Genomic DNA, 12,029 nt, shown 5'->3' on the forward strand with positions numbered 1-12,029 from the left:
CAATAATATCCCGTATGGGACAACCCCCTTTATCCCCCTTTTTTAAGGGGGACTTCACTCCGCTAAATAATTACTCGTTTTCTGATACCGGATTTACCGTTACCATATAATTTCAACTCGAAGACCGAGGTGTTGGGCACATCAATCTTCTTGTAATCATTAAGATGCCTGTGGGTAAAGTATAGGATGAGGCACCTGATTATGGCCACATGGGTGAGCGCGATGATTTTTCCGCCCGGATGCGCCCGGGCCAGTTTTCTGATTAGTTTAACAGCCCGGTTCTGGACCCGGCTGATGGTCTCCCGGCCTGGCATCCGCAGTTCGGCCGGCCGGGTGTTCCAGAGCGCGAATTCCTTGGGGAACTGCCGGGCGATGGCCAGCTCTGACATGCCTTGCCAGATGCCCAGTCCCATTTCCCGTAAATCCTTTTCTATGATTATCTTGGTGTGGAGTCGGGCACTTATCAGCCGGGCGGTCTGTTTTGCCCGGGCTATCGGGCTGGTATAGATGGTTGAGATGCATTTACTTGCCAGTTTCATCCCCAGCGCTTTTGCCTGCCTTACGCCGTCCGCATCCAGGCCCTCTTTACTGGCGCCCATATAGATTTTGGCCTTGTTGGATTTGGTCACCCCGTGGCGGACTAAATAAATAGTCGGGTAATCCATCATAGTTTATTCCTGAAATATACGGCGATGGCATGGGCCAGGATTAAATGAACGTCCTCGGTTTGTTCGTAATTCTTGTTGGCCACCACGATGTATTCCTTGGATATATTCCGGGCCTTGCCGCCGTCGAATCCGAGCAGGGAAACGGTGGTGGCGCCCCGGGAATTGGCGTATTCGATGGCCCGGAGGATGTTCGGGGAATTACCCGATGCGCTGATGCAGATGACGATGTCGTCTTTCTGGACCAGGTTCATCAGCTGCTCGGCGAATATTTTGTCGTAGCCCAGGTCGTTGGCCAGGGCGGTTATCAGGGGCGTATTGTCGTTCAGGCTGATTATCCGGAACCTGGGTTTGCCGGCCTTGACCGAGCCCTTGCCCAGGTCGCAGACGAAATGGGAAGCGGTGGCGGCGCTGCCGCCGTTGCCCATGACGAATATCTGCTTGTTGTTGAGATAGGCCTGGTAAATCAGCTCGGAGATGGCGGTGATTTTGTCCGCCGGGATTTCATCCAGGCTTTTCCTCAGGCCGGCCAGGTAGTTGGCGAAGAAGTTGTCGTTTTTATTGCTCATGGTTTTCTCCTCCTATTACGGTGGTTACGCCTTTAGTATCGAATTTGAAATCGAGTATGCGCAGTCCGCCATGTTTCATGGCGTTCTGGAATTCCTTTTCCCGGCCCTGGGCGCAATAGAACAGGAAATAGCCGCTGCCGCCGGCGCCGGTCAGCTTGCCGCCCAGCGCGCCGTGCTCCAGGGCCAGTGCGTATATTTTCTCCAAATGCTCGTTGGAGATGTTGGCGTTCATCTTCTTCTTGTCCGACCAGCCCTTGTTCAGGAGCAGGCCGAATTGGTCCAAGTCGCCTTTGACCAATAGTTCTTTCATTTTATAGGCGTTGGCTTTTATGGCGGTCATCGATTCTATGACCTTGGGGTTTTCGGCCTTGGCCTGGGCGTCCTGCTGGCTGAGGATGACGGCCGCGGCCCGGGTCTGGCCGGTAAAGACCAGGAACAAGCCCTTTTCCAGCCGGTCTTTTATGGCCGGCTTGATGGACAGCGGTTCGACCTTGACGCCGTCTTTACTGAACTCGAACAGATTGAATCCGCCGAAACTGGAGGCGTATTCGTCCTGCTTGCCGATGGGCATCTTGAGGATTTCCTTCTGGACGTAATAGGCCTGCTCGGCGATTTGCTGCTTGTCAATCTTTTTATTCAGGAAGGCGGCGCATAATTGGGTCATATTGACGGCCACGGCGCCGGACGAGCCCAGGCCGCTGCCGGGCGGGACCTCCGAGGCCATAAACAGGTCGAACCCGGCCTGGATGTCAAAATGCTTCATGACCGCATTGGGGATGTCAAATCCCTCCCCGAATTTAAGGTTGTAGAAATCATCGACCGTCAGGGTGGACTGCAGGTCCGAGGAAATCATCTGGATTTTGCCGTCCTCCCTGAGGTTAAATACGCTGTAGAAGTATTTGTTGATGGTGGTGCTGACCACGGCGCCGCCGTGCTTAAGATAGAAGGCGTCCATGTCCGTGCCGCCGCCGGCAAAACTGATTCGAACCGGTGCTTTGGTGATAATCATGTCTTTTCTCCGTTGTAAATAAGGTTTTTATATAGTGCCTGGTTTTGGGCCAGGAACCGCCTGAAGTTCCTGATTCCGGTAAAGGTCCCGATGTCGTAGAACCGGTTTTTGCAGATGTAGCCCTTGAGCTGCCGTTGTTTTATCAGCCGGGGGAAGATATCGATTTCCAGCGAGACTTTTTCCCTTTTCGGGAACAGGCCCAATATCTTTTTCTTCAGCACCAGCACGCCGGATTCGACGTACTGCAAATCCCGGCCGGGCGATATCTTGTCGTATCTGGTTATGGCGCGACCGGCATCGAGGGCGATGTTGTTTTTGACTTTGGTATTATCTTTGTTGTCATAAACGGCAATCAGGCCGGATTTTCCGTATGCCCGGAATTTCGCCTGCAGGCCGGAATAGTTTACGGGTAGGAAGGAATCGCCGTAAAGCAGGATGAAACTGTTCTGCAGGAGGCGGCGGGCCTTTTTCAGTCCGCCTCCGGTGCCCAGCGGCTTGTTCTCCGAGGAATACCTGATATTCAGTCCGTATTTCCGGCCGGTGCCGAAATATTCCTTTATCTGATGGCCCAGATGCCCGATGCAGAGCAGGATATCCGTAATTTTGTACTTCTTGAGGTACATGAGCTGGTAATACAAGTAGGGTTTACCGGCTATTTCCACCATCGGCTTGGGGATGGTCAGGGTCAACGGCCTCAATCGCGTTCCCAATCCGCCGGCTAATATGACTGCTTGCATATCTTTGTTTTTCCTTTGACTTTAGGCGCCTCCATTATCAGCGGGGCGCTTAAGTAATTTCTGCTTCCTTCTTTTGGATCTCAAGCCCAGGACCATCTTTATAAAAGGCGGGAACCAGTTCTCGAAACTCCATCCGGTGGCCCAGGCATTGGAGCAGCCGCGGCAGTTGTCGACCACGGCCCGGGCTTTCTTGGCCTGTTGACCGGTCCAGAATTTATCGGGCGTCAGGGACCTGATATTCCCGGCGCAGACATGGCTGTAACCCAGGCAGGGAGCGATATCGCCGTTGCATTTCAGCAGGAAGAATTTGCGCATCCCGGCGCACTGGTATTTTAATTTGTGCGTCAGCGCCGTCAGGAGCATTTCATTATGGAAGGAGGGCGGCAATTCCTTGATTTCGCTGATTAAGCCGCGGTTGTCCGATTGCTGGTAGTTTTCAATCTTATCGCCTTTTTCCGCGTCAATATTGTGATAGAAGGTGAATTGTTCATAGAGCTGGGTCAGGCAGTTCACCTTTACCCCCCGGGCGTATTCCAGGACTCCTTTGAGCGTCCCGGCGGTCAGGCTGGACAGGGTATGGCCGGCCACGACGATGCCCATTTTCTCTTTGTATTGCTCTTTTAATTTGAGGCATTCCTTAATCAGGTAATCGGCTTTCTGGAAATTGCCTTTTACGCCCCGGATGGCGTCGTGCTGCTCGCCCACCGCGTCGAGCGATATCCCGACCGACAGGCAGATGCCGTTATTGATGGCGTCCTTGATGGTTTCCAGCGCCTTGTCCGGCAGCAGGGCATTGGTGCTGAGCGTGATTTTGGCCTGCGGCAGGGCCTTATGGATGGCCCGGATGACTTCTTTTATGTCGTGGCGCGTCATGGCCTCGCCGCCGGTGACCAGGACGATTTTTACGTTCCGGAAAAACGGGGTGGAGAATATCCGCTCGATTTCCTCGGGCTGGAGCATGTCTTTGGTCGGCTTATTCTGCCAGATGTTGCAATGATGGCACCGGGAATTGCAGGCGTCAGTGACTTCATAAACGATGTAATCCGGCCGGGGGATTTTGCCGATGGCCCTGGAAAGCAGGTTGCCAGCCGAGCTCCTGAGTATCCGGGCCGCGTAGGAAAAATACCGCATCATATTAACCGCCTTTCAGTTGTCTTATTTTTTCTCTTAGTTTCCAGAGCAGGGCCCTGGTGGGTGAATAATTTTCGGCCAGGCGGTCCGGCAGTTTATCGGCCGGTGCCGTGGTTTTCCGCAGGATGAAGACCAGATCCGCATCGCCCTGGCGGTAATAGTGGTCAACCAGCGTAAATGTGGCGCCTAATTTATGCCCGGCGTAATTGAGCAGTGCCAATATGCTTTCCGCCACCCAGACATGGAAGTGGATGGTGTATTTTTTCTCGACCAGTTCGGCCAGCTCGATGCGGGCCGGGGCCGGACGTTTCAGCTCGACCAGCCTGAACCATTCCTCATAATGCGAGATATCATCTGTTTCTTTGGCGCCTTTTCGGAAGTCTTCTATCACGTGCGCCAGGGGCGTGACCGGCCGCTCAACGTCAAAGGTGAACCGCTTGTCCGGTATGCCCAGATAGAGTATGCCGCCGGGTTTCAATACCCGGTGGAATTCCTTCAGCGCCTTGAGCGGATTGGGCAGGTGCTCGAGCACGTGGCTGAAGATGACGAAATCGACACTGTTATCTGCCAGCATATGCAGGTCCTGGGCGTTGCCGACGATGTCCGGCTGTCTGATTTTGCGGCCGGAAACGGCCTTATTGTATGATTTGAGGGTTTCTTCATCCTGATAGTCCACATACCGGACGCGGCATTGTTGGCGGTTGACCTCCAGCGGCTTATCCAGGGCGCCGATTTCTATGCCTTGGCCGGCTAAGTGCTTTGTCAGGTCGTGCTTATTGAAAAGAGTCAGGCCGGAATCCTGTTTCTTTAAGTCCTTAACGCAGAATAACTGAAAGGCGATATAAGGCAGATGGCGGATAATTGGGAGCGTTATTCTTAACATGAATTCGCCCACTGAATTTTTGTATCTGTGATGCGGGTGGAAAACCTTGCATCCGCCCAGGCCATAAACCGCAAATCCCAGGTTTTTCAGCTCGTTAACCCCCCAGCCTGAGATGTGCTTTTCGTCCGGATTGTCTTCCGGGCCCGGCGGCAGCAGGAGTAGCCCGTTGGGCGTGGTGAGAACTATTTTATCTTTGGATACGCGCTCCATCTCCCCGATCATCATTAGCCCGTCCTGCTTGTTTAAGTGCTCGAGCACTTCCACGGATACGACGCTGTCGAATGACTTGGCGCGGAAGGGCATCCGGCGGATGTCGCCCTGGACATAGGCGTTATGAATGGATTTGGCCCGGCTTTTTAATATGTAGGGCTTGTAAAACTCTATGCCGACCAGGCAAAGGTCGGTGTCCTTATTGATGCCGCGGATGGACGAAAGGCGTCCGGACCCGGCATCGAGAATGATACGGCTGCCGCGCACCTGCTCCTTTATTAACGAGAGCAATGGCTTGGCCAATAGTTTTCTGAAGTAATCCAGATTGACTTTTAACATATTGTTATCTGCTGAACTTTATTGCTAATCGCTGAATGACGGGAAGTCTATCTTTCAAGTAATAAATTTGGTGCTCGGTTAAGGATATTTGCTACCTCGCAAAATTTTTCGATTTTCTCTATCGGCTCCAGCGATTGTTTCTTTTCGTCGATAAATTGTATTTTAAACCCGTATTTTCTTAGTTTATGTAATAACTTTACAGGGTCCGTTCCCAGATTTTTAAGCGCGTATGGCCAAAATTCTATAAGAATTTTCGGATTGCTGTTTGTTAATATCTTGTTAGCCCCATCTAATGCAAGTTCTTCCGCTCCTTCAATATTTATTTTTAGAATGTCTATCCTTGTGTTTTTTATCACGTTCATATAATATTCGTCTAGAGTTACCGCTTCTACTTCAACGGAATTAATCTGATCATCCAAGTTTTTCAAGGAATTTAAGCGAGTGTTCATGGAAAATGAATGTCCTGCCATTTCGGCATCGCTAACATAGAGTTTAAGTTTTTCCTGCTTATTAGAAAGTGCTTTCTGAAGAGGAACCACATTTAGATAGCCGCTTGCCCTGATATTTTTGCAGAGGAGTTTATAATTGTTTGGGGCAGGCTCAAATGCGTATACAATACCGTTCTTACCCACTAGCCTAGCAGCGATTAAGGTATAATATCCGATGTTTGCCCCGATATCGGCTATAACCATACCCTTTTTGACTATCTGCGTGAAAACCTTTATTTTATATTGTTCCACTTGCAAGGTACCATAGCGTAGCAACATTGGAATAAAACCTATGTCAGCAGTATTTACATACATCTTGTTTTTAAAACCATTAATATTAATTAAAAGAATACATCTAGGGTTAAGCTTGGAATATACGCAGTTATAGAATCTGCCGGCTCCAGGAATTTTTCCCAGTCCGGTTACGCTAATGAGCCGCCAACTTTTTATGAAAAGCAGGAATAGTAATTTACGCATCGTCTATTTCCTTGTCAGGTTTTGTGATTAGATTTTTTTCATTACTTGCTTCTTCCGTTGATTTGTTGCGCAATGTTTTCACTACGGAATTTCAGTATTAAAGGTTTTAAAAACGATAATTTATCTTTGAGTAATGTCATGTCAATGTTATCTAAAGGTTTCAGATAGGATAGCACCGTTAAATAAACAGCGAAAAACATCAACGCGTTGATAACTAAAATAATTAAGCTTGCAATTCGCGTATGTTCAAATAAAACACCTTGAAATATGCTCGTTAACCTCCAAAGGGGTAGCCCAATGCAGATACATATAATGGTAGTTTTCAGAATGGTTATCTTTATGAAATGCCAAACAGGTAAATGAAGTAGCTGCTGGAATTTTATAAAAATATATATGGCCGCTATAAACAAGCTGAGAGATGTGCCTATTGCAACACCCATAAAGCCGAATTGAACAATAAAGATGATACTTAACGGGATATTCAGGATTGCTACAAGTAATCCTGCTTTCATTTCAAATTCTGGTTTCGCAATTGCTTGCACGATCACCGCCCTCATTCCGGATAAAACCGCGAATAACCAACCCACGCAAAGGACTTGAATAATCCCGGTAGATTTTTCATAACCTGGTCCCATCCAGGCCATCATTATGTGGTGGGCAGAGATAATGATAAAGGTAAATAAAGGGATTGCTATCAGCCCTAGGTATTTTGTCCCTCGGGTGTAACCTTCAATTAGTTTTTCTCTTTCGCCTCTGGCATCTATTTCTGAAAAGGCTGGTATTAAAGCAGTAAGAAATAAAAGAACAAGCGACTTGGCTTTCTCCACTATGGTGCTTCCTAGTTGGAAGTAAGCCACTAGTCCGATTGATAGAAAATAAGTAATTAACAGTTTATCAATTTGAACGGATGTTATTGAAGAAATCTTCGCGATTTGTAATTTATACCCAAACCCGAATAGTTTCTTGAACATTTCTTTAGTGAGTAAGAAAGGGTTGAGTCGTAATTCTGGCAGTATTTTGAAGGCAATGACGATATTGACAATACTGCTTATTATTAGGATGAGTGCATTATTGACCATTAGTCCGGGTAATCCATACCCTAATTTCAGAAAAATGATTGTTCCGATAACCTGAGGGACAGAGATAGCAATCGCCACTTTATTGGAGATATCCATTCGTTGTAACCCGCCTTGAATTGCCCCGAATGAACTGAAGGCGTTAAAAATACAAAAGATGATAATACCCAGCGAAAACGCAAATCGTGCCTCGCCATATAATTCTACAGGGATACTAAGTAAACGTAAAATAGGGTTAATGAGCACGAAGCCAATGCTGATAATAATAACCGCAAAGATACAATAAAAGGTAACCCCGGTGTTTATAATCTGATTTATTTTCACATAATCTTTTTTTGTATAGAATTCGGAGATATATTTGACGAAGGATGTGCTAATCCCGAAATCTAATAAGCCGAAATAACCCGTTAGTATACCGACTACTGCCCAGATACCAAATCTGTCCACTCCGATATGCTTGATGATATATGGGGTCAGGAATATTGCAATTAATATTCCCCATCCATTTCCGATAATATTAAAGATAGTATTGCGAACTATTTTATGCGACAGGGTTTTTTCTTCCATAAGTTGATATCTAAACCGTAATCGTCAGATTGTCTGACGCTTCAATTACATTAGAGAATGTTTCTTTGGCCTGGCGCCGGGCGGTCCGGCGGTCCTTTAACGCCGGATATATGGCCGCGTCAAAATGGGTCAGGATGAGTTTCCTGGCCTTGGCTTCTTTGGCTAATTTTGCGGCCCGGTCCGGATTCAGGTGCGGCCATTGGGGTAATTCCTGCCCCCGCTTGAACGCGCATTCGGTAATGAGCAGGTCGGCACTCCTGGCCAATTTGACGGCATTGGCGCAATAGCCGGTATCGGTGCAGTAGGTGATTGTTTTACCGCCGATATTAAGTCGGTATCCTAAAGTGGGGACCGGATGATTTAATGGTTGACATTCAAATGGAATAGGCGATTTATAACCGCCTTTCTTGGCCTCAAATACCCTGGTCGGGTAGGGGAGTTTGGTAAACGGGAAGGTGTATGGTTTTTGGACAATGGTATGGAGCATCTTTTTCAGGCCCCTGGGGCCGGTAATATGTAATCCTTCCCTGAAGTTGAATTTGTTCAGGGTGTGTAATCCGATAATATGGTCTAAATGATAATGTGACAGGAATAAATAAACCGGCTGGTTAAAGGTGAGGTGCCGGCCGATCTTGGCGAATCCGTTGCCGGCATCAAGGATAATGTCATAGCGCGGATGCTGTATCAGGACCGAAACCGTATTGCCGGTTTTCGTGTCATACCAGCCGTTGGTGCCGAGGAAGGTTATTTTTATCATAAGACAATAAATACTTTTAACAGGGACTTTAACGAGACATTTATGAGACGAATTCACCGTTTTCTGGTCTCTTAACGGTCTTTTAAGAGTCCCTGTTGAGAATTCGCAATTTGACAGGGACTTATACGAGACATTTATGAGACAAATCCCCTGTTTTTGGGTCTCTTACCGGTCTCTTAAGAGTCCCTGTTAATGAGTATTTTAAGGGGCTTTTAGTCCAATTTTAGTCCTTGTTTCTCCAATTCATAAAAGTTATCAAACCTCCTGAAGTCCAATTCTTTCTTGGCAAAATTAACTAAAAACCCGATTAATATTCCACTAACCCTTAATTGTGATATAATTTGTGCCTTATGATTTTCATCTAATTCATTTACGGCTTTGATTTCTATGATTATTTTGCCTTCCACTAAAATATCCGGTATATACTTACCCACTTCTTGGTTTTCGTACAGAATCGGGAAAGATTTCTCACTTTCTACATTAGTAAAATGTTTTTTTAACTCTATCAAAAGTGCTTTATGGTATGCCTCTTCTAAAAATCCCGGTCCAAGTGTATCATGAACCTTATAGAAAGATTTAATAATTTTATCGGTTATTTCTCTATATTCTGAATCATTCCATTTCATATTCATTCTCCTCTATTAATATCTCGTATAGGTCTCTTAAGAGTCCCTGTTAATAATTTATATTTTTTCAGGCAGCATGGTTATTAACATCGTAACTGTTTGATATATCTTCTTGAGGTTATTCAGCCGTTGCTGGTAAAATTCCTTTTTGCCTGCGTCTTCAACATTTCCGATTCGCGTCTCTATCTCTCCCAGATTGGCTGATGCTTTATTCATCCGGCTATTTATGCCGCTTTTGACTTTCTTCAAGGCGATTTCCATGATGTTGGGGTTAACTTCGTAATAGTCCCGGCGCGAGCCCTTGACAAAGATATTCTTGACCGCATCCCAGCTCTCCAGAATCCGGATATTCTGGCTGACCGTGCTTTTGCTTAGGTGCAGTTTGGCCGAGATTTCATCCAGCGATAGGGCAGAGGGTGATATATATAGAAGGGCATATATCTGGGCCGATACAGAACTGATGCCGAAGCTACTCGCAAATTCACTGGCTGTCTTAACTACATTGTCTATAAAGGCATCTGACATATAATATACCTTTCGGAACATTCAGAACGTTCTAAACGTAATATATACTATATCGGATATTATGTCAAGTAAAATAATAATATTTATGAAAAATACTTCACCACAAAGACTATTAAGGTGGTAATACAACCCCCTTAGTCCCCCTTAACAAAGGGGGAATAAAAGGGGGTTGTCTGCTTCTGACAGAAGTTATGAAGTTTTCTTGACTTTAACATTAATATTATATTGTATACGCAAAATGAATTTCCGCAAGACCGAGGCAATTACCATCGGGCAGAGGGACTACAGCGATACCAGCCAGATTCTCACTTTTTACACTAACGACTACGGTAAGCTAACGGCTTTGGCGCGCGGCATCAAAAGGCCCAAGCACCGGCTCCTGAATCCGCCCGACATTTTCAGTTACAGCGAAATAATATTTATCAGTAAGTCGCCTCAGGGCTTGAACCTTCTGACCGAGATAACCGTCCGGGATAACTTTCCTTTACTCAGAATAAATCTGGCCCGCCTGCGCATGGCTTTTTATGTGGCGCGATTCCTGGACGAGTTGACCGAGCCGGACGAACCGAATCCGCCGCTGTTTAATCTTGCCTTACGGACGCTCCAACAGCTCGCGTCTGTTCGGCCGGTTTCGGCCCGGATCAAAAAGGCGCGAAAGATAACCGATAATTCTTGCAGTGATATGGAAAAAATGATTATCTTTGCCTTCGAGGCCCAGGCGCTGAAATTCCTGGGTTATATGCCCAATACCCAGAGTTGCCCGGTTTGTAAGAAAACGCTTGCTAAGAGCCGGAAAGTGGTTTTTAGTTTTTATAACGGCAGTATTCTTTGCCCGGCTTGCCGGGGCCGGCAGGCCAGGAAGGACGATTTGATAGAAGTATCGGCCGGCGTGATGAAACTGGTTGACGTGCTGAGCAACCCGTTTCTGCCGGACCTGGAGCGCCTGAAGATTACCGGCCCGATGCGGGCGGAGCTGAGGGGCTTTATAAATAAATATATTACTTATATTGCGAATACCTAAAATGAAATACATATTCCTTGCGCTTTTGTCTTTAACCGGATTGTTCTTTATCGGCTGTTCTTCGGCTCCGGAAGCGGCTGCTCCGGAAAAGGAATACCCGGTGTCTCCTGAAGCGGAGGCGAAATACCAGGACGCCGAAAAGGAGATGGCGGGTAATAATTATAATGCGGCCCGGGGATTGCTCAACGAGGCATTGGAGTTAACCAAAAACCGCGGCCAGCGGGAGAAAATCTCGTTCCTCGTCGGGGAAAGCCTGTTCCGGGCGGAATATTACAATAATGCCTACAAGTGGTTTCAGAAATTCCTGCTCGAATTTCCCAAGACAGAGAGGTTAAATGACGTTATCAACCGTGAGCTGGAGATTGGATTCAAATTCATCAACGGCGCCAAGCGCAGCTTGTGGGGCTTTTACATAGTTCCTTCGTATGATTTGGGCGTAAAGATTGTCCGCGAGACGTTGAAGAGTTATCCCTATACCGAACATTCCGAGGAATACCATTTCATGCTGGCCGGCCATCTTTTCGGATTGGAGTATTATGACGAAGCGCGCACTGAATACGAGAGTTTTATCCGGGTGTATCCTAAAAGCAAGCTTGTTCCCGAGGCAGAATACCGCATGGCCCGGTGCTATGTCCTGATGTATCTGGGGTATGCCTATGAGGTTACGCCGCTGGCCGAGGCATATAAAATTACCGGCAAATTTACCGAGAAGTATCCGGACAGCCCGCTTAACGCCGATGTCAAGAAATTGCACGAGCAGATTACCGGCTCCTTTGCCCAGCGGGATTATGAGGTGGCGATGTTTTATGCCAGGACGGACAAGCCAAAGTCAGCCCGGATTTATCTCGAAAGTGTGATTAAAAATTACCCTGAAACCAAATGGGCCAAGGACGCCGCCGCCGCCCTGAGCGAATTGCCGGATAAGGAACAGAAGTGATATGCTTAGCAC

13 protein-coding genes are annotated in these 12,029 nt (G+C 47.1%); 2 read left to right on the plus strand and 11 right to left on the minus strand.

The window, feature by feature from the left end:
• Nucleotides 1-62: 62 nt before the first annotated feature.
• The 11 genes from HZA49_07475 to HZA49_07525 all read right to left on the minus strand — a co-directional run bounded on the left by HZA49_07475 (nucleotide 63) and on the right by HZA49_07525 (nucleotide 10,059).
• A complete protein-coding gene (locus HZA49_07475; protein ID MBI5779279.1) occupies nucleotides 63-668 on the minus strand; it encodes a histidine phosphatase family protein in 606 nt (201 codons plus the stop codon).
• Entirely contained in the window at nucleotides 665-1,234 is a 570-nt protein-coding gene (locus tag HZA49_07480; protein ID MBI5779280.1) for an SIS domain-containing protein, read from the minus strand. The genes HZA49_07475 and HZA49_07480 overlap by 4 nt, the downstream gene beginning before the upstream one ends.
• The gene (locus HZA49_07485) at nucleotides 1,224-2,243 is read right to left on the minus strand and encodes a GHMP kinase (protein MBI5779281.1); all 1,020 of its coding nucleotides are present in this window, start codon (nucleotides 2,241-2,243) and stop codon (nucleotides 1,224-1,226) included. The genes HZA49_07480 and HZA49_07485 overlap by 11 nt, the downstream gene beginning before the upstream one ends.
• Nucleotides 2,240-2,980: a nucleotidyltransferase family protein gene (locus HZA49_07490; protein MBI5779282.1), complete on the minus strand. Its 741-nt coding sequence runs from the start codon at nucleotides 2,978-2,980 to the stop codon at nucleotides 2,240-2,242. Before HZA49_07490 ends, HZA49_07485 begins: the two co-directional genes overlap by 4 nt.
• 21 nt (nucleotides 2,981-3,001) lie before the next feature.
• Entirely contained in the window at nucleotides 3,002-4,114 is a 1,113-nt protein-coding gene (locus tag HZA49_07495; protein ID MBI5779283.1) for a radical SAM protein, read from the minus strand.
• Nucleotide 4,115: 1 nt separating this feature from the next.
• Nucleotides 4,116-5,543: a methyltransferase domain-containing protein gene (locus HZA49_07500; GenBank protein MBI5779284.1), complete on the minus strand. Its 1,428-nt coding sequence runs from the start codon at nucleotides 5,541-5,543 to the stop codon at nucleotides 4,116-4,118.
• Between the two features lie 47 nt (nucleotides 5,544-5,590).
• Nucleotides 5,591-6,508 carry an FkbM family methyltransferase gene (locus HZA49_07505; GenBank protein MBI5779285.1) on the minus strand — a complete coding sequence of 306 codons (918 nt, stop codon included), beginning with the start codon at nucleotides 6,506-6,508 and terminating at the stop codon, nucleotides 5,591-5,593.
• Nucleotides 6,509-6,549: 41 nt separating this feature from the next.
• The gene (locus HZA49_07510; protein MBI5779286.1) at nucleotides 6,550-8,151 is read right to left on the minus strand and encodes an oligosaccharide flippase family protein; all 1,602 of its coding nucleotides are present in this window, start codon (nucleotides 8,149-8,151) and stop codon (nucleotides 6,550-6,552) included.
• A gap of 10 nt (nucleotides 8,152-8,161) precedes the next feature.
• Nucleotides 8,162-8,908, minus strand: a complete 747-nt coding sequence (locus tag HZA49_07515) for a ribonuclease Z (GenBank protein MBI5779287.1) — start codon at nucleotides 8,906-8,908, stop codon at nucleotides 8,162-8,164.
• A 212-nt stretch (nucleotides 8,909-9,120) separates the two neighbouring features.
• Complete coding sequence (locus HZA49_07520; GenBank protein MBI5779288.1) at nucleotides 9,121-9,534, minus strand: GxxExxY protein; 414 nt, start codon at nucleotides 9,532-9,534, stop codon at nucleotides 9,121-9,123.
• Nucleotides 9,535-9,591: 57 nt separating this feature from the next.
• Complete coding sequence (locus tag HZA49_07525) at nucleotides 9,592-10,059, minus strand: HTH domain-containing protein (GenBank protein MBI5779289.1); 468 nt, start codon at nucleotides 10,057-10,059, stop codon at nucleotides 9,592-9,594.
• Between the two features lie 238 nt (nucleotides 10,060-10,297).
• Here HZA49_07525 and recO point away from each other — a divergent pair, with 238 nt between their 5' ends.
• On the plus strand, nucleotides 10,298-11,080 hold the full coding sequence (gene recO, locus HZA49_07530) for a DNA repair protein RecO (GenBank protein ID MBI5779290.1): 783 nt from the start codon (nucleotides 10,298-10,300) through the stop codon (nucleotides 11,078-11,080).
• Between the two features lies 1 nt (nucleotide 11,081).
• The gene (bamD, locus tag HZA49_07535; protein ID MBI5779291.1) at nucleotides 11,082-12,017 is read left to right on the plus strand and encodes an outer membrane protein assembly factor BamD; all 936 of its coding nucleotides are present in this window, start codon (nucleotides 11,082-11,084) and stop codon (nucleotides 12,015-12,017) included.
• Nucleotides 12,018-12,029 lie beyond the last annotated feature (12 nt).

The organism is Planctomycetota bacterium, from assembly GCA_016235865.1.
Lineage (GTDB): Bacteria > Planctomycetota > MHYJ01 > JACQXL01 > JACQXL01 > JACRIK01.